This window comes from Pseudomonas sp. 1121_17 (genome assembly GCF_052850745.1).
In genome coordinates, this window is the sequence record NZ_VXCX01000010.1 from 141,675 (window position 1) to 166,353 (window position 24,679).

Sequence of the window (24,679 nt, forward strand, 5' to 3'; positions counted from 1 at the left end):
GACTGAGTTCGCACATTTTTTGCCCGCCATTTTTCCCTCTGTTTATCTTCCTTCATCTCTTTGTTGAGCTAAATCTCCGCTGTGTAAGGGATTTCCCTACGAGCGCGCCTTGACGGTGTACCGGGCGGATTCCTATAGTGTGCGCAAGTGGCAGAAAGTGGGTTGAAGTGGGTTTTCTGCCCCAAAAACGATAACATTGTGGGGAATCGCAGCCGTGTTCCGCGGAGCCAATGCCGTCAGCCTTGATGCAAAGGGCAGACTCGCCATGCCGAGTCGGTACCGTGACGAGTTGGATTCGCGTTGCCAGAGCCAGTTGATCGTGACCATCGATGCAGTCGATCGCTGCTTATGTGTATATCCCCTCGATGAGTGGGAACAGATAGAAGCCAAGTTGCGTGCCTTGCCGTCGTTGCGTGAGGAAAACCGCCGCCTGCAGCGCTTGCTGATCGGTAATGCGGTAGACCTGGAGCTCGATGGCAGTGGCCGTTTTCTGGTACCGCCGCGCCTGCGTGAGTACGCCAATCTAGACAAGAAGGCGATGTTGGTGGGGCAGCTGAACAAATTTCAGCTGTGGGATGAGGATGCCTGGAACGCGGTTTCGGCAGACGATCTTGCAGCTATTCAACAACCGGGCGCTTTGCCTGACGAATTGCGTGACCTGATCCTGTGACCATAGATAGCGGCTTCAACCACATCACCGTGCTGCTCGACGAAGCTGTCGAGGCACTGGCCCTGCGCGCCGATGGCTGCTACCTCGATGGTACCTTCGGCCGCGGTGGCCACAGCCGCCTGATCCTCAGCAAGCTGGGGCCGCAGGGGCGGCTACTCGGGTTCGACAAAGACCCACAAGCGATTGCCACGGGGCAAGCGCTGGCGGCCGAAGACGGCCGCTTCGTCATTGTGCAGCGCAGCTTTGCCGAGCTGGGCGAAGAAGTAGCCGAGCGCGGCCTGGCCGGCAAGGTCAGCGGCGTGCTACTGGACCTGGGCGTGTCTTCACCGCAGCTTGATGACCCCGAGCGCGGCTTCAGCTTCCTCAACGATGGCCCGCTGGACATGCGCATGAACCCTGCGCAAGGCATCAGCGCCGCCGAGTTCATCGCCACCGCCCCGGCTGAAGAGATCGCCCGCGTATTCAAGCAGTATGGTGAAGAGCGCTTCTCCGGGCGTATGGCCCGGGCCGTGGTCGAGCGCCGCGAAAAGCAGCCGTTCACCCGCACGGCCGACCTGGCTGAAGTGCTCAAGGTCGCCAACCCGGCTTGGGAAAAGGGCAAGAACCCCGCGACCCGCGCCTTCCAAGGTCTGCGCATCCACGTCAACAACGAGCTTGGTGACCTGGAGACGGGCCTTGAGGCTGCGCTGGAGGCTCTGGAGATCGGTGGCCGCCTGGTGGTGATCAGCTTCCACTCGCTGGAAGACCGCATCGTCAAACTGTTCATGCGCAAGCTGGTCAAGGGCGAGGCGGACAACCTGCCGCGCAACCTGCCCGTGCAGCACACCGTCTTCGAGCCAAAAGTGCGCTTGATCGGCAAGGCGCAGTTCGCCTCCGAAGCCGAGCTCAAGGCCAACCCCCGCTCACGCAGCGCGGTCATGCGCGTTGCGGAGAAGCTCCGTTGAGCAAGCTCTTCGCCAAGCCATTGCCCGGCGGCAGCTCGCTGATGCTGCTGCTGTTCATTGCTGTGCTGGTTTCAGCGGTGGCGGTGTCCTATAGCGCGCACTGGAACCGGCAATTGCTCAACACCTTGTTCGGCGAGCTGAACGAGCGTGACAAGGCGCAGGCAGAATGGGGCCGGCTGATCCTTGAGCAGAGCACCTGGACTGCCCACAGCCGCATCGAAAGCCTGGCCAGCGAACAGCTGAAAATGCGTGTTCCGGCCGCCGACGAAGTGCGGATGGTGGCGCCATGATGAAACTCGAAGGCGCACTCTACCCTTGGCGGTTCCGCGTCGTGATCGGCCTGCTGGCGCTGATGGTCGGTGCCATCTGCTGGCGCATCATCGACCTGCAGGTCGTCGACCGTGCCTTCCTCAAGGGCCAGGGCGACGCGCGCAGCCTGCGCCACATTCAGATTCCGGCACACCGGGGGCTGATCACTGACCGTAACGGCGAGCCATTGGCGGTCAGCACGCCAGTCACTACGCTGTGGGCCAATCCCAAGGAAATGCAGCCGTACAAGGAGCGCTGGGCGCAACTGGCGGCTGTGCTTGGGCAAAATCCGCAGCAACTGACCGAGCGCCTGACCCAGCAGGCCAACAAAGAATTCATCTATCTGGTGCGCGGGCTTACCCCTGAGCAAGGCCAGCAGGTGCTCGACCTGAAAGTGCCGGGTGTGTACGGCCTCGAGGAGTTCCGCCGCTTCTACCCAGCCGGTGATGTCACCGCACACATGGTTGGCTTTACCGACCTTGACGACCACGGTCGCGAAGGGGTCGAGCTGGCGTATGACGAATGGCTCGCCGGCGTGCCTGGCAAGCGCCAGGTAATCAAGGACCGGCGTGGCCGCTTGATCAAAGACATTCAGGTCACCAAAAACGCCAAGGCCGGTTCGACCTTGGCGTTGTCGATCGACCTGCGCCTGCAGTACCTGGCTACGCGCGAACTGCGCAACGCCATTGCCGAGCAGGAAGCCAAGGCCGGCAGCCTGGTGATCATGGACGTCAAGACCGGCGAAGTGCTGGCCATGGTCAACCAGCCTACCTACAACCCGAACAACCGCCGCAGCATGGTCCCGGCCGCGATGCGCAACCGGGCCATCATCGATGTGTTCGAGCCAGGCTCGACGGTCAAGCCGCTGTCGATGAGCGCTGCATTGCAGAGTGGCCGCTGGAAGCCGACCGACAAGGTCGAAGTGTATCCGGGCAGCCTGCAGATCGGTCGCTACACGATCAAGGACGTTTCGCGCAGCGAGGGCCCGGTGCTCGACCTGACCGGCATCCTGATCAACTCCAGTAACGTCGGCATGAGCAAGATCGCCTTCGACATCGGCGGCGAAGCCATCTACCGGGTGATGTCGCAGCTGGGTCTGGGTCAGTACACCGGCCTGGGCTTCCCTGGCGAGCGCGTCGGCAACCTGCCTAACCACCGCGAATGGCGCAAGGCCGAGACTGCGACCCTGTCTTATGGCTACGGCCTGTCCGTGACCGCATTGCAGCTGGTACACGCCTACGCCGCACTGGCCAACGACGGCAAGATGGTGCCGTTGAGCATCGTCAAGGTCGACAAGACCCCTGACTTCACCCAAGTGGTGCCCAAGGAAACCGCCGAGACCATTCAGGGCATGCTCCAGCAGGTGATCGAAGCCCCGCGCGGTGTGTACCGTGCGCAGGTGCCGTTCTATCACGTTGGTGGCAAGTCCGGTACGGCGCGTAAGGCCACCGTCGGCTCCAAGGGCTACACCGAAAACGCCTACCGCTCGCTGTTCGCAGGCTTCGGCCCGATGAGCGATCCGCGTTACGCAATTGTCGTGGTCATCGATGAGCCGAGCAAAGGCGGCTACTTCGGTGGCCTGGTCTCGGCACCGGTATTCAGCAAAGTCATGTCCGGGACCCTGCGGTTGATGAACGTACCACCAGATAACCTGCCTCCGCCTGCACCCGTTGCGCCTACCGTACCGGCGCAAGTGAATGCCGCCGTAGCCAAAGGAGGGCGTGGTTGATGACGATGCCATTGAGCAAGCTGTTTGCCCATGCCAGCCGCGATCCGATGATCCGCGAGTTGACCTTGGACAGCCGGGCCGTGCGCCCGGGCGATCTGTTCCTGGCCGTGCCAGGTGCGCTGGTCGATGGTCGTGACCATATCGCCGACGCCTTGCAGCGCGGCGCGGCTGCCGTCGCTTATGAAGAGCAGGGCGCCACTGTGCTGCCGCTGACCGACGTTGCACTGATTCCGGTCAAGGGCCTGATCTCGCAGCTGTCGGAGATTGCCGGGCGTTTCTACGGTGAACCGAGCCGTCAGCTCAACCTGATCGGCGTCACCGGCACCAATGGCAAGACCAGCGTGACCCAGTTGCTGGCGCAGGCGCTGGACGCCCTCGGCCAACGCTGCGGCCTGATCGGCACGCTGGGCACCGGTTTCTCCGGCGCGCTGCAGAGCGGCCGCTTGACCACGCCTGACCCGATTGCAGTGCAGGCAACCCTGTACGACCTGAAAAAAGCCGGCGCCAAAGCCGTGGCCATGGAAGTATCGTCGCATGCCCTGGAACAAGGCCGCGTTGCCGCGCTGGCCTTCGACATCGCCGTGATGACCAACCTGTCGCGTGATCACCTCGATTATCACGGCAGCATGCAGGCGTATGAAGCGGCCAAGGCCAAGCTGTTTGCCTGGCCGAACCTGCGTAGCCAGGTGGTCAATCTGGATGATGAGTTCGGTCGGCGGCTGGCCGAGGACTTTGCTCGCAAGCCAATCGCCGATCACGTCGAGACTCGCTTGCTCAGCTACAGCCTGGAAAATCCAGAAGCTTCGCTGTACTGCCGCGAAGCCAAATTCGACGACGACGGCGTGCGTGCGGTGCTGGTTACGGCACAGGGTGAAAGGATACTGCGCAGCCAACTGCTCGGTCGCTTCAACCTGAGCAACGTGCTCGCCGCGATTGCCGCGCTGATGTCGCTGGATTATTCGCTGGACGAAATTCTCAAGGTCGTGCCAACCCTGCAAGGGCCGGTCGGCCGTATGCAGCGCTTGGGCGGCGGTAACAAACCGCTGGTGGTGGTCGACTACGCGCACACCCCGGATGCCCTTGAAAAAGTACTCGAAGCCCTGCGCCCACACGCCCACGGCAAACTGCTGTGCCTGTTTGGTTGCGGCGGTGACCGTGACCGCGGCAAGCGCCCGTTGATGGCTGAAGTCGCCGAGCGACTGGCTGACCGCGTGTTGGTCACTGACGACAATCCACGCACTGAAGAGCCTGCGGCCATCTTCGACGATATTCGCCCGGGCTTTGCCAAACCGTCAGAAGTCAGCTTCGTTGCTGGCCGCGGCGCCGCGATCGCGCAATTGATCGCCTCTGCTGCGGCCGACGACGTGATCGTGCTGGCTGGCAAAGGCCACGAGGACTATCAGGAAATTCACGGTGAGCGCCATGCGTTCTCCGATCTGGTTGAAGCCGAGAAAGCCCTGGCAACCTGGGGGAGCCCACATGCTTAAGCCCTTGAGCCTGAGCCAACTGACCGCAGCGCTGCAGGCGCGCCTGGTTGGCAGCGATGTCAGCTTCGATGGCGTCAGCATCGACAGCCGCAGCGTCGGCGCCGGCCAACTGTTCGTTGCCCTTACCGGCCCGCGCTTCGATGGCCATGATTACCTGGCTGATGTACAGGCCAAGGGCGCCGTCGCGGCGCTGGTCGAACGTGAGGTCGAGGGCGTCGATCTGCCGCAACTGGTTGTCGCTGATTGCCGTGTGGCGCTGGGTCAACTCGGCGCGCTCAACCGTGCCGGGTTCGACAAGCCAGTAGCAGCCATCACCGGCTCCAGCGGCAAGACCACTGTGAAAGAGATGCTTGCCTGCATCCTGCGCACCCGTGGCCAGGTGCTGGCGACCCGCGGCAACCTCAACAATGATCTGGGTGCACCGCTGACCCTCCTGGAAATTGCCAGTGAGCACAGCGCGGCGGTCATCGAACTGGGTGCGTCGCGCCTCGGCGAGATTCGTTACACCGTTGGCCTGACCCAGCCTCAGGTGGTCATCCTCAACAACGCCGGCACCGCCCACGTTGGCGAGTTTGGCGGCCCGGAAAAAATCGTCGAGGCCAAGGGCGAGATTCTTGAAGGCCTGGGCGAGGGCGGCACTGCGGTGCTCAACCTGGACGACAAGGCGTTTGCCATCTGGCACAAACGTGCTGGCGACAAACGCGTGCTGAGCTTCGCGCTGAACAACCCGCAGGCGGATTTTTACGCCAGCGATATCGGTCGCGATGCCCGTGGCTGCCCGGCGTTCACCTTGCATAGTGCCGCCGGTTCGGTGGCGGTGCAGTTGAATCTGCTCGGCACCCACAACGTCAGCAACGCCCTGGCTGCAGCGGCTGCTGCCCATGCCTTGGGCGTGAGCTTGCCCGGTATTGCCGCTGGCCTGAACGCGGTGCAGCCGGTCAAGGGCCGTACGGTCGCGCAGATCACTGCCAATGGCGTGCGTGTGATCGACGACAGTTACAACGCAAATCCCACCTCGATGTGTGCGGCCATTGATATACTCGCCGGCTTTTCCGGACGCACCGTTCTGGTGCTCGGGGATATCGGCGAACTGGGTCAATGGGCGCAGGAAGGCCACCAGCTGGTGGGCGACTACGCACGCGACAAGGTCGATGCCTTGTACGCGGTAGGTAGCAACATGACTCATGCGGTCCGGGCGTTTGGCGCCGAAGGCCGACATTTCGCAACTCAGGCTGAGCTGATCGACGCTGTTAGCAGCGAAACCGCCAGCGACACCACAATCTTGATCAAGGGCTCGCGCAGCGCTGCGATGGAAAACGTCGTGGCTGCACTGTGCGGTGTCAGCGGGGAGAAACATTAATGCTTTTGCTGTTGGCTGAGTATCTACAGCAGTTCCATAAAGGCTTTGCGGTCTTCCAGTACCTGTCCCTGCGCGGGATTCTGGGCGTTCTGACTGCTTTGTCGCTGTCGCTGTGGCTGGGCCCCTGGATGATTCGCACCCTGCAGATCCGTCAGATCGGCCAGGCAGTGCGCAACGATGGTCCGCAATCGCACCTGTCCAAGTCGGGTACACCGACCATGGGCGGCGCGTTGATCCTGTCTGCAATCACCATCAGTACTTTGCTTTGGGCTGACCTGAGCAACCGCTACGTGTGGGTTGTGATGATCGTCACCCTGTTGTTCGGCGCGATTGGCTGGGTCGACGACTACCGCAAGGTCATCGAGAAAAATTCGCGTGGCCTGCCAAGCCGCTGGAAGTACTTCTGGCAATCGGTGTTCGGCCTGGGCGCGGCGGTGTTCCTCTACATGACCGCGCCGACCAGCGTCGAAACCACCTTGATCGTACCGTTCGCCAAGGACGTCACCATCGCCCTGGGCATCGGTTTCGTGGTGCTGACCTATTTCGTCATCGTCGGCTCGAGCAACGCAGTCAACCTGACTGACGGCCTCGACGGCCTTGCGATCATGCCAACGGTCATGGTCGGCGGCGCGCTGGGGATTTTCTGTTACCTGTCGGGTAACGTGAAGTTCGCTGAATACCTGTTGATCCCTTATGTGCCAGGCGCTGGCGAGCTGATCGTGTTCTGCGGCGCGTTGATCGGTGCCGGCCTGGGCTTTCTCTGGTTCAACACCTATCCGGCTCAGGTGTTCATGGGCGACGTCGGCGCACTGGCGCTGGGCGCTGCCCTGGGCACCATCGCCGTCATCGTTCGTCAGGAAATCGTCCTGTTCATCATGGGCGGTGTGTTTGTCATGGAAACCCTGTCGGTGGTGATCCAGGTCGCCTCCTTCAAGCTGACCGGCAAGCGGGTGTTTCGTATGGCGCCGATTCACCACCACTTTGAACTCAAGGGTTGGCCCGAGCCACGGGTGATTGTCCGTTTCTGGATCATCACCGTGATTCTCGTGCTGGTCGGCCTTGCCACCCTGAAGCTGAGGTAGATGAGCGTGTCATTGATCGCTTCCGACCAATTCCGCATCGTTGTCGGCCTCGGCAAGAGCGGCATGTCCCTGGTTCGCTTCCTGGCGAGCCGGGGCATTGCCTTTGCGGTCGCCGACACGCGCGAGCAACCGCCGGAACTGGACACCTTGCGCCGGGACTACCCGCAGGTGGAAGTACGCTGTGGTGAACTGGATGTCGACTTCCTCTGCCGCGCCAACGAGCTGTACGTCAGCCCGGGCCTGGCACTGGCGACGCCTGCCTTGCAGGCTGCTGCCGCGCGCGGAGTAAAGCTGTCTGGTGATATCGAGCTGTTTGCCCGTAACGCCAAGGCGCCGATCATCGCGATCAGCGGCTCCAATGCGAAAAGCACGGTGACAACGCTGGTGGGCGAGATGGCGGCCAAGGCCGGCAAGCGTGTGGCAGTTGGCGGCAATCTCGGTACGCCGGCGCTGGACCTGCTCGACGACAGCATCGAGCTGTACGTGATGGAGCTGTCCAGCTTCCAGCTGGAAACCACTGACCAGCTCAACGCCGAAGTGGCCACCGTGCTCAATATCAGCGAAGACCACATGGACCGCTACAGCGGCCTGCCGGCCTATCACCTGGCCAAGCACCGGATCTTCCGCGGTTCCCATCAGGTTGTGGTCAACCGTCAGGACGCGCTGAGCCGGCCACTGCCGGTTGAAGGCCGGCCATGCTTCAGCTTTGGTTTGAATACGCCGGACTTCAAGGCTTTTGGCCTGCGCGAAGTCGATGGCGAAAAATACCTGGCCTTCGAATTCCAAAACCTGCTGCCGGTACGCGAGCTGAAGATCCGTGGCGCGCATAACCAGAGCAATGCGCTGGCCGCATTGGCCCTGGGGCATGCCGCGGGCCTGCCGTTCGAGCCGATGCTTGCAGCGCTGCGCGAATTCGCCGGCCTGGCGCACCGCTGCCAGTGGGTTCGCGAGCACAACGCTGTCAGCTGGTACGACGACTCCAAGGCGACCAACGTCGGGGCGGCCCTTGCCGCTATTGAAGGGCTGGGGGCCGACATCGACGGCAAGCTGGTGCTGATCGCCGGCGGCGACGGCAAAGGCGCTGACTTTGCCGCCTTGCGCGAACCCGTTGCACGCTACTGCCGCGCAGTAGTGTTACTGGGCCGTGACGCTCAGCGTCTGGGTCAGGCCTTGGCCGAGCAAGTGCCGCAGATTTATGTCAACACGCTTGATGAAGCTGTGCTGCAGTGCGCCGCGCTGGCGCAGCCCGGCGATGCCGTGCTGCTCTCGCCAGCCTGTGCCAGCCTCGACATGTTCAAGAACTTCGAGCAACGCGGGCAGCTGTTCGCGCAAGCGGTGGAGGGCCTGGCATGATTTTCGGCATCCTCAAACCCTATCCGTCGCCACTGATCAGTGGCCGTGGCATCGACCTTGATTTCGCCTTCCTTGCCGGCTGCCTGGCATTGCTCGGCCTGGGCCTGGTGATGATCACCTCGGCCTCGTCGGAAGTGGCTGCGGCCCAGTCGGGCAACCCGCTCTACCACATGTACCGCCACTTGGTTTACGTGGCCATCGGTCTGGCCGCCGGCGGCGTGACCCTGCTGGTGCCGATCGCAACCTGGCAGCGCATGGGTTTCATGATGCTGATCGGCGCCTTTGGCTTGCTGGTGTTGGTACTGGTACCCGGTATTGGCCGTGAGGTGAACGGTTCGATGCGCTGGATTGGTTTCAGCTTCTTCAACGTGCAGCCGTCGGAGATCGCCAAGGTCTTCGTGGTGATCTATCTGGCTGGCTACCTGGTACGCCGTCAGCAGGAAGTGCGTGAAAGCTGGATGGGCTTCTTCAAGCCGTTCATCGTGCTGTTGCCGATGGCCGGGCTGCTGCTGATGGAGCCGGACTTCGGCGCCACTGTAGTGATGATGGGCGCGGCTGCCGCAATGCTGTTCCTCGGCGGGGTGGGGTTGTTCCGCTTCTCGCTGATGGTGGTGCTGGCGGTTGTGGCCGTGTTCGTCCTGGTGCAGGCCCAGCCATATCGGATGGCGCGGCTCATCACCTTTACCGACCCGTGGTCCGATCAGTTCGGTTCCGGCTACCAGTTGACCCAGGCGTTGATCGCCTTTGGTCGCGGTGAGTGGTTGGGGGTTGGCCTGGGCAACAGCGTACAGAAGCAGTTCTACCTGCCCGAAGCGCATACCGACTTTGTGTTCTCGGTACTGGCCGAAGAGCTCGGCGTGGTCGGCACCCTGTGCACCGTCGCGCTGTTCGTGTTCGTCACCGTGCGTGCCCTGTATATCGGCCTGTGGGCCGAGAAGGCCAAGCAGTACTTCGCGGCGTATATGGCGTTCGGCCTGGCATTCCTGTGGATTGGTCAGTTCCTGATCAACATCGGCGTGAACGTCGGCCTGCTGCCGACCAAGGGCCTGACCCTGCCGTTCCTCAGTTACGGCGGCAGCTCGCTGGTGATCTGTTGCGCCTGCGTTGGCTTGTTACTGCGCATCGAGTGGGAGAGTCGCACCCACCTGGGCAGCGAAGAGCATGAATTCAACGAAAGCGATTTTGCCGAGGAGACCAGCAACCATGGCCGCTGACGGTAAAAACGTACTGATCATGGCCGGCGGCACCGGTGGCCACGTGTTCCCGGCGCTGGCCTGTGCCCGCGAATTCCAGGCGCGCGGCTATAGCGTGCACTGGCTGGGTACCCCGCGCGGCATCGAAAACGAGCTGGTGCCACAAGCGGGTCTGCCGCTGCACCTGATTCAGGTCAGCGGCCTGCGTGGCAAAAGCAAATTGTCGCTGCTCAAGGCGCCGTTCACCCTGATCAAGGCGGTGATGCAGGCGCGCAAGATCATCGCCCAGCTCAAGCCAGTGTGCGTGATCGGCTTTGGCGGCTATGTCACCGGCCCCGGCGGCGTCGCTGCCAAGCTGTGCGGCGTGCCGCTGGTGATTCACGAGCAGAATGCCCGCGCCGGCACTGCCAACCGTCTGTTGGTACCACTGGCTGCGCGGGTCTGCGAAGCCTTCCCGGACACCTTCGCCACCAGCGACAAGCGCCGTACCACAGGTAATCCGGTACGTCCGGAGCTGTTCCTCGAGGCCCAGCGCCCCCCACTCGGCGAGCGCCGGGCACGGCTGTTGGTGCTGGGCGGTAGCCTGGGTGCGGAACCATTGAACAAATTGCTGCCTAAGGCCCTGTCGGAAGTAGCCCCTGAGCTGCGTCCGGAAGTGTTCCACCAGGCTGGCAAGCAACATGCGCCGATCACCGCCGAGCGTTATCGCGAGGCTGGCGTCGAGGCGCAGGTCGAGCCGTTCATCAAGGACATGGCCCATGTCTACGGCTGGGCCGATCTGGTCGTGTGCCGGGCCGGTGCCCTGACCGTCAGCGAACTCGCGGCGGCAGGCCTGCCTTCGATGCTGGTGCCATTGCCGCACGCCATCGACGACCACCAGACCCACAATGCCCATTATCTGGCCCGGGAAGGCGCTGCCTTCCTGCTGCCACAAGCGACAACTGGCGCAGCGCAACTCGCTGACCGCCTGAACGAGGTGCTGATGCAACCCGAGAAACTCAACACCATGGCCGGCACCGCACGGCGCCTGGCCAAGCCTGCTGCAACCAGCACCGTAGTCGATATCTGCCTGGAGGTGGCCCATGGTTGAAGCGCAAAAAGCCATGCCGCAACCAAAGATGGGCCGTATTCGCCGTATTCACTTCGTCGGTATCGGCGGTGTGGGCATGTGCGGCATTGCCGAAGTCCTGCTCAACCTGGGCTATGAAGTGTCTGGCTCCGACCTCAAAGAGTCGCCGGTCACCCAACGCCTGCAGTCGTTCGGCGCACAGATCTTTGTCGGTCACCGTGCCGAGAACGCCGCCAACGCCGATGTGCTGGTGGTGTCCAGTGCGATCAACCCGGCCAACCCGGAAGTCGCCACTGCGCTGGAGCGTCGCATCCCGGTAGTACCGCGTGCGGAGATGCTCTCCGAGCTGATGCGCTATCGCCATGGCATTGCCGTGGCCGGTACCCATGGCAAGACCACCACCACCAGCTTGCTGGCCTCGGTGTTCGCCGCCGGTGGGCTGGATCCGACCTTCGTCATCGGTGGTCGTCTGACCGCAGCGGGCACTAATGCCCAGCTCGGCGCCAGCCGTTACCTGATTGCCGAAGCAGATGAAAGCGATGCCAGCTTCCTGCACCTGCAACCGATGGTTGCCGTGGTCACCAATATCGATGCCGACCACATGGCCACCTATGAAGGCGACTTCAACAAACTGAAGAAGACCTTTGTCGAGTTTCTGCACAACCTGCCGTTCTACGGGCTGGCAGTGATGTGCCTGGATGACCCGGTGGTGCGCGAGATCCTGCCGCTGGTGAAGCGTCCGACCGTGACCTACGGCTTCAGCGATGAGGCGGACATCCGCGCCATCAATGTGCGCCAGCAGGGCATGCAGACCCACTTCACCGTGCTGCGTCGCGACTGCGAGCCGCTCGATGTGTCGGTCAACATGCCTGGCAACCACAACGTCCTCAACGCGCTGGCGACCATAGCCATCGCCACTGACGAAGGCATCAGCGATGCCGCCATCGTTCAGGGACTGTCGGGCTTCCAGGGTGTCGGTCGACGCTTCCAGGTGTATGGCGAACTGCCGGTCGAAGGCGGCGACGTGATGCTGGTCGACGACTACGGTCACCACCCAACCGAAGTGGCTGCCGTGATCAAGGCCGTGCGCGGCGGCTGGCCGAGCCGGCGCCTGGTGATGGTCTATCAGCCGCACCGCTATAGCCGCACCCGTGACCTGTATGACGACTTCGTTCAGGTCCTGGCCGACGCCAACGTGCTGCTGTTGATGGAAGTCTACCCAGCCGGTGAGGAGCCGATCCCGGGCGCCGACAGCCGTCAGCTGTGCCACAGCATCCGCCAGCGTGGTCAGCTCGACCCGATCTACATCGAGCGCGGCGTCGAGCTGGCGCCGTTGGTCAAGCCCCTGCTGCGTGCCGGCGACATCCTGCTGTGCCAGGGCGCGGGTGACATTGGTGGCCTCGCCCCACAACTGATGAAGAGCCCGCTGTTTGCCGGTGCCGTCGCCAAACAGGAGAAGCCGCAATGACCGCCACTTACGCCCAGTTGCACTCGACGCTCGACGTCACCGCGTTTGGCCGCGTAGCGGTGCTGTACGGTGGCAAAAGCGCCGAGCGCGAAGTCTCGCTCAAATCCGGTGAGGCGGTAATCGGCGCGCTGCAAAGCGCCGGTGTCGACGTCGTGGCCATCGATGTTGGTGATGATCTGCTCGAGCGTCTGCAGCGCGAGAAGATCGATCGCGCCTTCATCATCCTGCACGGCCGTGGCGGTGAAGACGGCAGCATGCAGGGCCTGCTCGAGTGCCTCGGCATCCCCTACACCGGTAGCGGCATCCTCGCTTCGGCGCTGGCCATGGACAAATTGCGCACCAAGCAGGTGTGGCAAAGCCTGGGTATTCCAACCCCGCGTCACGCGGTATTGGCCAGCGAACAGGACTGTATTGCAGCCGGTACGGAACTGGGCTTCCCATTGATCGTCAAACCGGCCCATGAAGGCTCCAGTATCGGCATGGCCAAGGTGAACAGCACGCAAGAGCTGGTCGCCGCCTGGCAAGACGCCGCCAAGTACGATTCGCAAGTCCTGGTCGAGCAATGGATCCACGGCCCGGAGTTCACTATCGCCGTATTGCGTGGCCAGGTGCTGCCGCCGATCGCCCTCGGTACGCCGCATGTGTTCTACGACTACGACGCCAAATACATCGCCAATGACACCCAGTACCGCATTCCGTGCGGGCTGGACAGTGTCAAGGAACAAGAACTGATCGATCTGACCGCGCGCGCCTGTGATGCCATCGGCATCGAAGGCTGGGGCCGGTTGGATGTAATGCAGGACGAGCAGGGCCGCTTCTGGCTGCTCGAAGTAAACACCGCGCCAGGCATGACTGATCATAGCCTGGTGCCCATGGCGGCCCGCGCGGCCGGCCTGGACTTCCAGCAGTTGGTGCTGGCGATCCTGGCTGCCAGCGTCGAGACGCGAGGTTAATCAGCATGCAAGGCGCGATGCTTCGTCAGCAGCCTCCTGCACCCGGCCGTAACAAGCCGGTGCCGCGCGGTGCCAGCCGAATGGTGGCCCAGGAGCCGATGTCTGCGCGCCTGCCCAAGGCCAACTTCAGCGTGCTCAAGCGCTTGCTGTGGCCGGTGCTGCTGGTGGCTGCGGGCTTTGCTGCCTACGAAGGCGCTGTGCGGTTGATGCCTTACGCTGACCGGCCGATCACCAAGATCGCCGTGCAGGGTGACCTCAGCTACATCAGCCAGCAGGCGGTGCAGCAACGTATCGCACCGTTTGTAGCGGCCAGCTTCTTCAGTGTCGACCTGGGCGCGATGCGTGCCGAGCTTGAACAGATGCCGTGGATTGCCCACGCCGAAGTGCGCCGGGTCTGGCCGGACGAAGTGGTCATTCGCCTGGAAGAACAACTGCCCGTGGCGCGCTGGGGGGATCAGGCGTTGCTCAACAACCAGGGCGAAGCGTTCACCCCGCGCGAGCTGGCCAACTACGAGCACCTGCCGCAGCTGTTCGGCCCGCAGCGCGCTCAGCAACAAGTCATGCAGCAGTATCAGGTGTTGAGCCAGATGCTGCGGCCGATGGGCTTCTCGATTGCGCGGCTGGAGCTGCGTGAACGCGGCAGCTGGTTCCTGACCACCGGTGCCGGCAGTGCCGGCCCAGGTATCGAACTGTTGCTCGGGCGCGACCACCTGGTCGAAAAGATGCGCCGTTTCATTGCCATATACGACAAGACACTCAAAGAGCAGATCACCAATATCGCCCGCATTGATCTGCGCTACGCCAACGGCCTGGCTGTTGGCTGGCGGGAACCGATTGCACCGACGACGGCCCAACCCGCCGTTGCGAAGAATTAGAGAGAGGCAGGACCATGGCAAACGCGCATAGCGGCAAAATGATCGTCGGGCTGGACATTGGCACTTCCAAGGTGGTGGCGCTGGTCGGTGAAGTCGGCGAAGACGGCACCCTGGAGATTGTCGGGATCGGCACTCATCCCTCCCGCGGCCTGAAGAAGGGCGTGGTGGTGAACATCGAGTCGACCGTGCAGTCGATCCAGCGCGCCGTCGAAGAAGCCCAGTTGATGGCAGGCTGCCGCATTCACTCGGCTTTTGTCGGAGTGGCCGGCAATCACATCCGCAGTCTCAACTCGCACGGCATCGTCGCTATTCGCGACCGCGAAGTCAGCACGGCTGACCTCGAGCGCGTGCTCGACGCTGCCCAGGCTGTGGCGATTCCGGCTGACCAGCGCGTGCTGCACACCCTGCCGCAGGACTACGTGATCGACAACCAAGAAGGCGTTCGCGAGCCGCTGGGTATGTCGGGCGTGCGTCTGGAAGCCAAGGTGCACGTGGTGACCTGCGCGGTCAACGCGGCGCAGAACATCGAGAAGTGCGTACGCCGCTGCGGCCTGGAAATCGACGACATCATCCTCGAGCAACTGGCCTCGGCCTACTCGGTGCTGACCGATGACGAGAAAGAGCTCGGCGTGTGCCTGGTCGACATCGGCGGTGGTACCACCGATATCGCCATCTTCACCGAAGGCGCGATCCGCCACACCGCAGTGATCCCGATTGCCGGCGACCAGGTCACCAACGACATCGCCATGGCCCTGCGTACACCGACTCAGTACGCCGAAGAAATCAAGATTCGCTACGCCTGCGCCCTGGCCAAGCTGGCCGGTGCCGGCGAAACCATCAAGGTGCCAAGCGTTGGCGACCGGCCGCCGCGCGAACTGTCGCGTCAGGCCCTGGCCGAGGTGGTCGAGCCGCGCTACGACGAGCTGTTCACCCTGATTCAGGCTGAGCTGCGTCGCAGCGGCTATGAAGACCTGGTCCCAGCCGGCATCGTCCTCACCGGCGGCACGGCGAAGATGGAAGGCGCTGTGGAGCTGGCCGAAGAGATTTTCCACATGCCCGTACGCCTCGGCGTCCCGCACAGCGTGCGTGGCCTCAGCGACGTGGTACGCAACCCGATTTACTCCACCGGTGTGGGCCTGCTCACCTACGGTCTGCTCAAGCAGTCCGAGGACCTGACCCTGACCGGCAATAGCAACAGCAGCAACAGCTATGGCGAGGAACCGAAGGCTCCAGTGCTTGAGCGTCTCAAGCGCTGGGTCCAGGGCAACTTCTAAGTTTCAAAGCAGTAGTGGTAGGCGAAACAACTAGAGAACTGTAAGGAGAGGGAAAATGTTCGAGCTCGTAGACAACGTCCCGCAAAGCCCGGTCATCAAGGTGATCGGCGTCGGTGGTGGTGGTGGCAACGCCGTCAATCACATGGTCAAAAGCAGCATTGAAGGCGTCGAGTTCATCTGCGCCAACACTGATGCCCAGGCGCTGAAAAGCATTGGCGCACGGACCATTCTGCAACTGGGTACTGGTGTTACCAAGGGCCTTGGTGCCGGTGCCAATCCGGAAGTCGGTCGTCAGGCCGCGCTGGAAGACCGTGAGCGTATTGCCGAGGTGCTGCAGGGCACCAACATGGTCTTCATCACCACTGGCATGGGTGGCGGTACCGGTACCGGTGCAGCGCCGATCATCGCCGAAGTGGCCAAGGAAATGGGCATCCTCACCGTTGCGGTGGTGACCCGTCCGTTCCCGTTCGAAGGCCGCAAGCGTATGCAGATCGCCGATGAAGGCATCCGCATGCTGGCTGAAAGCGTCGACTCGCTGATCACCATCCCCAACGAGAAGCTGCTGACCATTCTCGGCAAGGACGCCAGCCTGCTGTCGGCCTTTGCCAAGGCTGACGATGTGCTGGCCGGTGCCGTGCGCGGTATCTCCGACATCATCAAGCGTCCCGGCATGATCAACGTCGACTTTGCCGACGTGCGCACCGTGATGGGCGAGATGGGCATGGCGATGATGGGCACTGGCTGCGCCAGCGGTCCGAACCGTGCGCGCGAGGCCACCGAAGCGGCCATTCGCAACCCGCTGCTCGAAGACGTCAACCTGCAGGGTGCCCGCGGTATTCTGGTGAACATCACCGCAGGTCCTGACCTGTCGCTGGGCGAGTACTCCGACGTCGGTAGCATCATCGAAGCCTTCGCCTCCGACCACGCGATGGTCAAGGTCGGTACCGTGATCGACCCGGACATGCGCGACGAGCTGCACGTAACCGTTGTGGCCACTGGCCTGGGTGCGCGCATCGAGAAGCCGGTCAAGGTTGTCGACAATACTTTGCAGACCGCTCAAGCGGCCTACGAGGCGTCGAACCCGGCACCAGCTCGCCAGGAGCAGCCAGCGGTCAACTACCGTGACCTGGAGCGTCCAACCGTGATGCGTAACCAGGCCCATGCAGGTGCCGCTGCAGCCGCTAAACTCAACCCGCAAGATGACTTGGATTACCTGGACATCCCAGCCTTCCTGCGTCGTCAGGCTGATTGATGGAATTTATCAGGGCTATAAAGGTGATTGGTATTCAGCAAAGGACGGGTCTGTTATCATCCTCAGCCTTTGTTGATACCAATTCGCAATTTGCGCTGAAGCGGCCAATGCCATGATTAAACAACGCACCCTGAAGAACATTATCCGTGCCACAGGTGTCGGTCTGCACTCCGGTGAGAAGGTCTACCTGACCCTCAAGCCTGCGCCTGTGGATACCGGCATCGTCTTCCGCCGCGCCGACCTCGATCCTGTGGTCGAGATTCCGGCTCGTGCGGCCAACGTTGGCGAGACAACCATGTCGACGACGTTGGTCAACGGTGACGTCAAGGTCGATACGGTCGAGCACTTGCTCTCCGCCATGGCGGGTCTGGGCATCGATAACGCCTACGTCGAGCTCTCCGCCTCGGAAGTGCCGATCATGGATGGCAGCGCCGGTCCCTTTGTATTCCTGATTCAGTCTGCCGGCCTGGAAGAGCAGGACGCAGCCAAGAAGTTCATCCGCATCCTGCGTGAAGTGTCAGTGGAGGATGGCGACAAGCGCGCAACCTTCCTGCCTTTCGAAGGGTTCAAGGTGAGCTTCGAGATCGACTTCGATCACCCGGTCCTCAAGGACCAGACCCAAAGTGCCAGCGTCGACTTCTCCAGCACCTCGTTCGTGAAAGAAGTCAGCCGTGCACGGACCTTCGGGTTCATGCGCGACATCGAGTATCTGCGCGAGCAGAATCTGGCACTGGGTGGCAGCGTCGATAACGCCATCGTTGTCGATGAGACCGGCGTGCTCAACGAAGACGGCCTTCGCTCCGAAGACGAGTTCGTCAAGCACAAGATTCTCGATGCCATAGGCGATCTGTATCTGCTCGGCAACAGCCTGATCGGCGAGTTCAAGGGCTACAAGTCCGGACACGCGCTGAACAACCAGCTGCTGCGCAAGCTGATTGCAGAAAAAGATGCCTGGGAAGTGGTCACCTTCGAAGATGCCAGTACGGCACCGATCTCCTACATGCGCCCTGTTGCGGCTGTGTAAGTTCGAACACTCTCTAGTTCATTGAGGCCACCTTCGGGTGGCCTTTTTATTGGGCAGAACTCAGCGCTGAGGCTTGTTCTGGGCGTGGCATGCCAGGCGCTCCAGAGCCGCTTTGAGCTTGGGGTCGTCAATGCCTGCGGCGGTTTCGCGCAGGCTCTGCGCGGCATCGCCGGAGAGCTGGGTCGGGTGCCCGCCGCGTTTGGCCGGGATCACTGGCGGCTGCACCTTGAACAGGATCCGCCGCAGGTTGGCGAATACTTCAAGTTCGATCAGTTGCCGTTGCAGGCGTTTTTGCTGATAGCGCAGGCGCGTGGCCCAGTGGCCATCGGTGACCACCAGCAGCAACACACCGTCGCGCCAGGAGGCCACGTGGCAGTGCTCACGGGCCGCCGGTTGCAGCTGACTTTCGAGCAAACGCTGCAGATGCACCAGGCGTTCAGCCTGATTGAGCAGCAGTCGTAGCGGTCGGACTTCACGCAGGAGCGCGGCCGGCAGCCGGGCGGGCGAGGGTTTGTAAGCCATGACGGTACGCAGGAAGTTACAGAATGGCCATCTTAGCATCTGCGTGCGCAGCGCTGAGTGATTGCCGGTGGGGACAGGTGATGCAGTTGCCCTGGATCAGCACGCAATTACCGGGGGCTAGGCATGTTGTGCAGGATAATAGAGATTCTCGGCAGCTTTCATCTTCAGCAAACCTTGAACTTGTAATAATCACCCTCATCTAAGAACCGTCCCCACCCTAGCGCTGTGCCAGCATCGTGGCAATCGACCACTTTCCTCACCATCGTTTCCGGGTAGAATGCTCGTTCGCATGCGGCCCAAGGGCTGCTCGGGCGACTCATGGGGCCGCCCTCCATCCCTAAGTGTGGAAGATCCTGCCGATATGTTTGCGCCTTTGTTAAAGAAACTTTTTGGAAGCAAGAACGAGCGCGAGATCAAACGCCTGCTCAAGACGGTAACCACCGTCAATGCCTTCGAAGAGAAAATGTTGGCCCTCTCCGATGAGCAATTGCGCGGCAAGACCGCCGAGTTCAAAGAGCGTCTGGCCAAAGGCGAAACCCTCGACCAACTGCTGCCGGAAGCCTTTGCTGTAGCCCGCGAGGCCGGCAAGCGTGTGATGGGTATGCGCCACTTCGACGTCCAGCTGATCGGCGGCATGACATTGCATGAAGGCATGATCGCAGAGATGCGTACCGGTGAAGGCAAGACCTTGGTCGGTACCTTGGCGGTGTACCTCAACGCATTGTCCGGCAAAGGCGTGCACGTGGTCACGGTCAACGACTATCTGGCCCGCCGCGACGCCAACTGGATGCGCCCGTTGTACGAATTCCTCGGCCTGTCGGTTGGCATTGTCTCGGCCTTCCAGCCGCCGGAAGACAAGCGCGCCGCCTATGCTGCCGACATCACCTACGGCACCAACAACGAATTCGGCTTCGATTACCTGCGCGACAACATGGCCTTCAGTGTCGACGAGAAGTTCCAGCGTGAGCTGAACTTCGCCGTGATCGACGAAGTCGACTCGATCCTGATCGACGAAGCGCGGACCCCGCTGATCATCTCCGGCCAGGCTGAAGACAGCTCCAAGCTGTATATCGAAATCAACCGCCTGATCCCGCAGCTGACCCAGCACATTGAAGAAGTCGAAGGCCAGGTCACCCAGGAAGGCCACTTCTCGATCGATGAGAAGAGCCGTCAGGTCGAGCTCAACGAAGCCGGCCACCAGTACATCGAAGAGATGCTCACCCAGGCCGGCTTGCTGGCTGAAGGCGAGAGCCTCTATTCGGCGCACAACCTGGGCCTGCTGACCCACGTCTATGCCGGCCTGCGCGCGCACAAGCTGTTCCACCGCAACGTCGAGTACATTGTCCAGGACGGTCAGGTGCTGCTGATCGACGAGCACACCGGTCGGACCATGCCGGGTCGTCGTCTCTCCGAGGGCCTGCACCAGGCCATCGAAGCGAAGGAAAACCTGAACATCCAGGCCGAAAGCCAGACCCTGGCTTCGACCACCTTCCAGAACTACTTCCGTCTGTACAACAAGCTGTCCGGCATGACCGGTACTGCAGACACCGAAGCGTTCGAATTCGCTCAGATCTACAACCTCAACGTGATGGTCATTCCGCCGAACAAGCCGTTGGCGCGTAAAGACTTCAACGACCTGGTGTACCTGACCGCCGAAGAGAAGTACCTGGCGATCATTGCCGACATCAAGGAAAGCATGTCCAGCGGGCGTCCAGTATTGGTCGGTACGGCGACCATCGAGACCTCCGAGCACATGTCGGCATTGCTCAACAAGGAAGGCATCGAGCACAAGGTGCTCAACGCCAAGTACCACGAAAAAGAAGCCGAGATCATTGCCCAGGCCGGTGCGCCAGGCGCTTTGACCATCGCCACCAACATGGCCGGCCGTGGTACCGACATCCTTCTGGGCGGCAATTGGGAGTCGGAAGTCGCGGCACTCGAAAACCCGACTGCCGAGCAGATTGCGCACATCAAGGCCGACTGGCAGAAGCGTCATCAGCAAGTGATCGAGGCCGGCGGCCTGCACGTGATCGCCTCCGAGCGCCACGAGTCGCGCCGCATCGACAACCAGCTGCGTGGCCGTTCCGGTCGTCAGGGTGACCCGGGTTCGAGCCGCTTCTACCTGTCGCTGGAAGACAGCCTGATGCGCATCTTTGCCTCTGACCGGGTGAAGAACTTCATGAAGGCCCTGGGCATGCAGTCCGGTGAAGCCATCGAGCACCGCATGGTGACCAACGCCATCGAAAAAGCTCAGCGCAAGGTCGAAGGGCGCAACTTCGATATTCGTAAGCAACTGCTCGAATACGATGACGTGGCCAACGAACAGCGCAAGGTGATCTACCACATGCGCAACAGCCTGCTGGCTGCGCAGGACCTGGGCGGCACCATCGAAGAGTTCCGTAAGGAAGTCCTCGATACCACCATCAGCCAGCACATTCCGCCGCAATCGCTGCCTGAGCAGTGGGATGTGGCCGGTCTCGAAGCGGCGCTGGCCAGCGATTTCGCGATCAAGCTGCCGATCCAGCAATGGCTGGATGAAGACGACCACCTGTACGAAGAAACCCTGCGTGAGAAGCTCCTGAGCGAGATCACCAGCGCATACACCGAGAAAGAAGATCAGGCCGGCGAAGAGGCTCTGCGCACCTTCGAGAAGCAGATCCTGCTGCGCGTGCTGGATGACCTGTGGAAAGACCACCTGTCGACCATGGATCACCTGCGTCACGGCATTCACCTGCGTGGTTATGCGCAGAAGAACCCGAAGCAGGAGTACAAGCGCGAGTCGTTCACGCTGTTCCAGGAACTGCTCGATTCGATCAAACGCGACGCCATCCGTGTGCTGTCGCACGTACAGGTTCGCCGCGAAGACCCGATCGAAGAAGAAGCCCGCCTGCGTCGCGACGCCGAAGAGCTGGCCCAGCGTATGCAGTTTGAACATGCTCCGGCACCAGGCCTGGAAAGCGAGCAGCTGAGCGAAGAGGGCGTTGAAGTCGCCGTTGCCGCCGCGCCGGTTCGCAATGACCAGAAGCTGGGTCGTAATGAGCCATGCTGGTGTGGTTCGGGCAAGAAGTTCAAGCATTGCCACGGCACCATTGAGTGATGCGAGTGATGCGAGTGATGCGAGTGATCTAAGGCCGCTGCTGGCTTGAGATTTTTGGGCTGCTTTGCAGCCCATCGCGACACAAGGCCGCTCCTACAGGCACCGTAAAGGTGTCAGTTGGGGCGGCTTTGTTTCATGGAACCTATCTGTTTTTTATCTAGGAGCGCTCTAATGGCTGTTGGTCTTGGTCCTTTGCCCACTCTGCACCCGGTTCCCGGTTTTGAACTTGGCATCGCTTCGGCGGGCATCAAGCGCCCTGGGCGCAAGGACGTCGTGGTAATGCGCTGCGCCGAAGGCTCCAGCGTGGCTGGCGTGTTCACCCTCAACGCGTTCTGCGCGGCGCCGGTGATCCTCGCCAAGCAACGCGTGCAGGGCACCGTGCGTTACCTGCTGACCAATACCGGCAATGCCAACGCCGGTACCGGCGCACCAGGCCTGGCCGCCGCTGAGCGCACCTGTGCCAAACTGGCCGAGCTGACCGGCGTTGACGCCCAGGCGGTGCTGCCGTTCTCCACCGGTGTGATCGGTGAGCCGCTGCCGGTCGAGAAGATCGAGGCCGCGCTGCAGGCTGCACTGGACAACCTTTCGGAAAATCACTGGGCTGAAGCCGCTACCGGCATCATGACCACCGACACCCTGCCCAAGGGTGCCAGCCGTCAGTTCCAGTTCGATGGCCAGACCATCACCGTCACCGGCATCAGCAAAGGCGCCGGCATGATTCGCCCGAACATGGCGACCATGCTTGGCTACATCGCTACCGACGCCAAGGTCGCTCCGGCGGTGCTCAAGGATCTGATCCTCGACGGCGCCAACAAGTCGTTCAACCGCATCACCATCGATGGCGACACTTCGACCAACGACTGCTGCATGCTGATTGCCACCGGCCAGGCCAAGGTCGCTGAAGTGACCGAAGCCAAGGGCGAGCTGTTCGACTCCTTGAAGCAAGCAGTGTTCGAAGTGTGCATGGAAGTAGCCCAGGCGATCGTCCGTGATGGCGAAGGCGCGACCAAGTTCGTCACCGTGCAGGTCAACGGTGGTGGCAATCACCAGGAATGCCTCGACGTCGGTTACGCCGTGGCGCATTCGCCGCTGATCAAGACCGCGCTGTTCGCCTCCGATCCCAACTGGGGCCGTATCCTCGCTGCCGTCGGCCGGGCTGGCGTGCCTGAGCTGGACGTCAGCCTGATCGACGTTTTCCTCGGTGACGTGTGCATCGCCAGCAAAGGCGGGCGCAGCCCAAGTTACACCGAAGAGCAAGGCTCCAAGGTCATGGCCGAAGAAGAGATCACTATTCGTATCGAGCTGGGTCGCGGCCAGTGCAGCGAGACCATCTGGACCACCGACCTGTCCCACGAGTACGTCAAGATCAACGCCGAATACCGGACCTGATCATTGGCCTGCGCCCTGGTCTGGCCACTGGCCGGGGCGCCTGACGCAGCAACGGAGGGTACAAGGTGCAGCGGATTCATGTAGTAGCGGCGGTTATCCGCGGTGGCGACGGGCGGGTCCTCATCGCCCGTCGCGCCGATAGCCAGCATCAGGGCGGCCTTTGGGAGTTTCCCGGGGGCAAGGTCGAGGCCGGTGAAAGCGTCGAAGCAGCGCTGGCCCGTGAGCTGCGCGAGGAGCTTGGTATCGAGGTCAGCGGATCACGCCCGCTGATCAAGATCAGCCATGACTACCCGGACAAGCAAATCCTGCTCGATGTGCGTGAGGTCGATGCATTTAGCGGCGAGCCGCATGGCGCCGAAGGTCAGCCGCTGGAATGGGTCGCGCCGCGTGACCTGCACCAGTACGAGTTCCCTGCGGCAAACAAGCCCATCGTCGCCGCTGCACGCTTGCCGGATCAGTACTTGATCACCCCTGATGGCCTCGAAGTGCCGCCGATGTTGCGCGGTATCCAGAAGGCTGTGGCCAACGGTATCAAGCTGGTTCAGCTGCGCGCGCCGGACATGTACGACCCCAAGTACCGTGATGTCGCGGTAGATGCGGCTGGACTGTGTGCGGGCAAAGCCCAACTGATGCTCAAAGGTCCGTTGGAATGGTTGGGCGACTTCCCCTCGGCCGGCTGGCACCTGACCGCCGCGCAATTGCGCAAGTACGCCGCCAAGGGCCGGCCGTTCCCGGAGCATCGTTGGTTGGCAGCGTCTTGCCACAATGCCGAAGAGTTGGCCCTGGCGGCGCAGATGGGGGTCGACTTCGTCACTCTGTCGCCAGTCCAGGCGACTCAGACCCACCCCGATGCACTGCCATTGGGTTGGGAGCAGGCCGCGGCGTTGATCGACAGCGTCAGCTTCCCGGTGTTCTTGCTGGGCGGCGTCAGCGCTGCCGACCGTGAGCGTGCCTGGCAGGCAGGCGCCCAAGGTGTGGCGGGTATCCGCGCGTTCTGGCCTGAGCTTTAAGCTGGCATGAATCGGGGCGTGCCTGCGCCCCCGTTCAGCTGGATAGCAGGATCAAGCCTCAGGCTTTTTCGCCGCCTGCCACAGCACTTCTGCAACGCCCTGACGGCGGCCAATGATACGCGCTGCAACAAACAGCAAATCCGACACCCGATTGATATACGCCAGGCCAACCCCTTCCAGCGGCTCCAGCGCATTCAGCGCCTGGCAGCGGCGCTCGGCGGTGCGCGCCTGGCTGCGGCACACGTGGGCTTGTGCAATCAAGGCCGAGCCGCTGGGCAGGATGAAGTTTTCCAGCGGCCCAAGTTCGTCGTTCCAGAGGTCGATGGCTGCTTCCACGCGCTTGACTTCAGCCTGGTTCAGCGCCTGATAACTAGGCATTGCCAGCTCGCCACCAAGGTCGAACAAGCGGTGCTGGCAAGGCGCGAGCACCTCGCTCAACTCGCTCAGCCCGGCCTCACTCAGCCCTGCCAGCAGCACACCGAGTTGGCTGTTGAGGGTGTCGACCTCGCCAATCGCCTCGATCCGAGGGTGGTCCTTGGGCACGCGGCGGCCGTCGCCAAGGCCGGTTTCGCCTTTGTCACCGGTGCGGGTGTAGATTTTCGACAGGCGAAAGCCCATG

Annotated in this window: 21 protein-coding genes; 19 read left to right on the top strand and 2 right to left on the bottom strand. The window is 62.0% G+C overall.

Annotated features, from left to right (window positions below; genetic code table 11):
* Positions 1-214 precede the first annotated feature (214 nt).
* From mraZ to lpxC, 16 genes are all read left to right on the top strand, one after another.
* On the top strand, positions 215-670 hold the full coding sequence (gene mraZ, locus FW789_RS18255; RefSeq protein ID WP_101321998.1) for a division/cell wall cluster transcriptional repressor MraZ: 456 nt from the start codon (positions 215-217) through the stop codon (positions 668-670).
* Positions 667-1,614: a 16S rRNA (cytosine(1402)-N(4))-methyltransferase RsmH gene (gene rsmH / locus FW789_RS18260; RefSeq protein WP_103438479.1), complete on the top strand. Its 948-nt coding sequence runs from the start codon at positions 667-669 to the stop codon at positions 1,612-1,614. The genes mraZ and rsmH overlap by 4 nt, the downstream gene beginning before the upstream one ends.
* Positions 1,611-1,904: a cell division protein FtsL gene (gene ftsL / locus FW789_RS18265; protein ID WP_101321996.1), complete on the top strand. Its 294-nt coding sequence runs from the start codon at positions 1,611-1,613 to the stop codon at positions 1,902-1,904. Before rsmH ends, ftsL begins: the two co-directional genes overlap by 4 nt.
* Positions 1,904-3,652, top strand: coding sequence for a peptidoglycan D,D-transpeptidase FtsI family protein (locus FW789_RS18270; RefSeq protein ID WP_340612192.1), 1,749 nt, complete (start codon positions 1,904-1,906; stop codon positions 3,650-3,652). Before ftsL ends, FW789_RS18270 begins: the two co-directional genes overlap by 1 nt.
* Complete coding sequence (locus tag FW789_RS18275) at positions 3,652-5,139, top strand: UDP-N-acetylmuramoyl-L-alanyl-D-glutamate--2,6-diaminopimelate ligase (RefSeq protein WP_446431834.1); 1,488 nt, start codon at positions 3,652-3,654, stop codon at positions 5,137-5,139. The genes FW789_RS18270 and FW789_RS18275 overlap by 1 nt, the downstream gene beginning before the upstream one ends.
* Positions 5,132-6,499 carry a UDP-N-acetylmuramoyl-tripeptide--D-alanyl-D-alanine ligase gene (locus tag FW789_RS18280; RefSeq protein WP_207073200.1) on the top strand — a complete coding sequence of 456 codons (1,368 nt, stop codon included), beginning with the start codon at positions 5,132-5,134 and terminating at the stop codon, positions 6,497-6,499. Before FW789_RS18275 ends, FW789_RS18280 begins: the two co-directional genes overlap by 8 nt.
* The gene (mraY, locus tag FW789_RS18285; protein WP_103438476.1) at positions 6,499-7,581 is read left to right on the top strand and encodes a phospho-N-acetylmuramoyl-pentapeptide-transferase; all 1,083 of its coding nucleotides are present in this window, start codon (positions 6,499-6,501) and stop codon (positions 7,579-7,581) included. The genes FW789_RS18280 and mraY overlap by 1 nt, the downstream gene beginning before the upstream one ends.
* A gap of 6 nt (positions 7,582-7,587) precedes the next feature.
* Positions 7,588-8,934: a UDP-N-acetylmuramoyl-L-alanine--D-glutamate ligase gene (murD, locus tag FW789_RS18290; RefSeq protein WP_446431856.1), complete on the top strand. Its 1,347-nt coding sequence runs from the start codon at positions 7,588-7,590 to the stop codon at positions 8,932-8,934.
* On the top strand, positions 8,931-10,148 hold the full coding sequence (ftsW, locus tag FW789_RS18295; RefSeq protein ID WP_103438475.1) for a putative lipid II flippase FtsW: 1,218 nt from the start codon (positions 8,931-8,933) through the stop codon (positions 10,146-10,148). The genes murD and ftsW overlap by 4 nt, the downstream gene beginning before the upstream one ends.
* Positions 10,138-11,217 carry an undecaprenyldiphospho-muramoylpentapeptide beta-N-acetylglucosaminyltransferase gene (murG, locus tag FW789_RS18300; RefSeq protein ID WP_446431835.1) on the top strand — a complete coding sequence of 360 codons (1,080 nt, stop codon included), beginning with the start codon at positions 10,138-10,140 and terminating at the stop codon, positions 11,215-11,217. Before ftsW ends, murG begins: the two co-directional genes overlap by 11 nt.
* Positions 11,210-12,664, top strand: coding sequence for a UDP-N-acetylmuramate--L-alanine ligase (gene murC / locus FW789_RS18305; protein ID WP_101321989.1), 1,455 nt, complete (start codon positions 11,210-11,212; stop codon positions 12,662-12,664). Before murG ends, murC begins: the two co-directional genes overlap by 8 nt.
* Positions 12,661-13,617, top strand: a complete 957-nt coding sequence (locus tag FW789_RS18310) for a D-alanine--D-alanine ligase (RefSeq protein ID WP_103438473.1) — start codon at positions 12,661-12,663, stop codon at positions 13,615-13,617. The genes murC and FW789_RS18310 overlap by 4 nt, the downstream gene beginning before the upstream one ends.
* A 5-nt stretch (positions 13,618-13,622) precedes the next feature.
* The gene (locus tag FW789_RS18315; RefSeq protein ID WP_101321987.1) at positions 13,623-14,492 is read left to right on the top strand and encodes a cell division protein FtsQ/DivIB; all 870 of its coding nucleotides are present in this window, start codon (positions 13,623-13,625) and stop codon (positions 14,490-14,492) included.
* 14 nt (positions 14,493-14,506) lie between these two features.
* Positions 14,507-15,766: a cell division protein FtsA gene (ftsA, locus tag FW789_RS18320; protein WP_101321986.1), complete on the top strand. Its 1,260-nt coding sequence runs from the start codon at positions 14,507-14,509 to the stop codon at positions 15,764-15,766.
* 55 nt (positions 15,767-15,821) lie between these two features.
* Entirely contained in the window at positions 15,822-17,018 is a 1,197-nt protein-coding gene (gene ftsZ / locus FW789_RS18325; protein WP_101321985.1) for a cell division protein FtsZ, read from the top strand.
* Positions 17,019-17,130: 112 nt separating this feature from the next.
* A complete protein-coding gene (lpxC, locus tag FW789_RS18330) occupies positions 17,131-18,042 on the top strand; it encodes a UDP-3-O-acyl-N-acetylglucosamine deacetylase (RefSeq protein WP_101321984.1) in 912 nt (303 codons plus the stop codon).
* Between the two features lie 60 nt (positions 18,043-18,102).
* On the opposite strand, the gene FW789_RS18335 is transcribed toward lpxC, so the two are convergent.
* Positions 18,103-18,564, bottom strand: coding sequence for a DUF721 domain-containing protein (locus tag FW789_RS18335; protein WP_103438471.1), 462 nt, complete (start codon positions 18,562-18,564; stop codon positions 18,103-18,105).
* 361 nt (positions 18,565-18,925) lie between these two features.
* On the opposite strand from FW789_RS18335, the gene secA reads away from it, so the two are divergent.
* The 3 genes from secA (at position 18,926) to FW789_RS18350 (ending at position 24,060) form a co-directional block, all read left to right on the top strand.
* Positions 18,926-21,661 (top strand): preprotein translocase subunit SecA, encoded by a 2,736-nt coding sequence (gene secA / locus FW789_RS18340; protein ID WP_101321982.1) that lies wholly within the window; start codon positions 18,926-18,928, stop codon positions 21,659-21,661.
* 171 nt (positions 21,662-21,832) lie between these two features.
* Complete coding sequence (gene argJ, locus FW789_RS18345) at positions 21,833-23,050, top strand: bifunctional glutamate N-acetyltransferase/amino-acid acetyltransferase ArgJ (protein WP_446431836.1); 1,218 nt, start codon at positions 21,833-21,835, stop codon at positions 23,048-23,050.
* A gap of 65 nt (positions 23,051-23,115) precedes the next feature.
* Positions 23,116-24,060 carry a Nudix family hydrolase gene (locus tag FW789_RS18350; RefSeq protein WP_103438470.1) on the top strand — a complete coding sequence of 315 codons (945 nt, stop codon included), beginning with the start codon at positions 23,116-23,118 and terminating at the stop codon, positions 24,058-24,060.
* Between the two features lie 51 nt (positions 24,061-24,111).
* Here the strand turns inward: FW789_RS18350 and FW789_RS18355 are convergent, their stop codons facing one another.
* The gene (locus FW789_RS18355; protein ID WP_446431837.1) at positions 24,112-24,678 is read right to left on the bottom strand and encodes a cob(I)yrinic acid a,c-diamide adenosyltransferase; all 567 of its coding nucleotides are present in this window, start codon (positions 24,676-24,678) and stop codon (positions 24,112-24,114) included.
* Position 24,679: the final 1 nt, after the last annotated feature.

What these genes read in the sequence shown, in the direction of transcription:
- FW789_RS18270 (WP_340612192.1), top strand. Translation starts at nt 1,904, where the DNA reads ATGAAACTCGAAGGCGCACTCTACCCTTGGCGGTTCCGCGTCGTGATC.
- FW789_RS18275 (WP_446431834.1), top strand. Translation starts at nt 3,652, where the DNA reads ATGACGATGCCATTGAGCAAGCTGTTTGCCCATGCCAGCCGCGATCCG.
- FW789_RS18280 (WP_207073200.1), top strand. Translation starts at nt 5,132, where the DNA reads ATGCTTAAGCCCTTGAGCCTGAGCCAACTGACCGCAGCGCTGCAGGCG.
- mraY (WP_103438476.1), top strand. Translation starts at nt 6,499, where the DNA reads ATGCTTTTGCTGTTGGCTGAGTATCTACAGCAGTTCCATAAAGGCTTT.
- ftsW (WP_103438475.1), top strand. Translation starts at nt 8,931, where the DNA reads ATGATTTTCGGCATCCTCAAACCCTATCCGTCGCCACTGATCAGTGGC.
- murG (WP_446431835.1), top strand. Translation starts at nt 10,138, where the DNA reads ATGGCCGCTGACGGTAAAAACGTACTGATCATGGCCGGCGGCACCGGT.
- murC (WP_101321989.1), top strand. Translation starts at nt 11,210, where the DNA reads ATGGTTGAAGCGCAAAAAGCCATGCCGCAACCAAAGATGGGCCGTATT.
- FW789_RS18310 (WP_103438473.1), top strand. Translation starts at nt 12,661, where the DNA reads ATGACCGCCACTTACGCCCAGTTGCACTCGACGCTCGACGTCACCGCG.
- FW789_RS18315 (WP_101321987.1), top strand. Translation starts at nt 13,623, where the DNA reads ATGCAAGGCGCGATGCTTCGTCAGCAGCCTCCTGCACCCGGCCGTAAC.
- ftsA (WP_101321986.1), top strand. Translation starts at nt 14,507, where the DNA reads ATGGCAAACGCGCATAGCGGCAAAATGATCGTCGGGCTGGACATTGGC.
- ftsZ (WP_101321985.1), top strand. Translation starts at nt 15,822, where the DNA reads ATGTTCGAGCTCGTAGACAACGTCCCGCAAAGCCCGGTCATCAAGGTG.
- lpxC (WP_101321984.1), top strand. Translation starts at nt 17,131, where the DNA reads ATGATTAAACAACGCACCCTGAAGAACATTATCCGTGCCACAGGTGTC.
- FW789_RS18335 (WP_103438471.1), bottom strand. Translation starts at nt 18,564, where the DNA reads ATGGCTTACAAACCCTCGCCCGCCCGGCTGCCGGCCGCGCTCCTGCGT.
- secA (WP_101321982.1), top strand. Translation starts at nt 18,926, where the DNA reads ATGTTTGCGCCTTTGTTAAAGAAACTTTTTGGAAGCAAGAACGAGCGC.
- argJ (WP_446431836.1), top strand. Translation starts at nt 21,833, where the DNA reads ATGGCTGTTGGTCTTGGTCCTTTGCCCACTCTGCACCCGGTTCCCGGT.
- FW789_RS18355 (WP_446431837.1), bottom strand. Translation starts at nt 24,678, where the DNA reads ATGGGCTTTCGCCTGTCGAAAATCTACACCCGCACCGGTGACAAAGGC.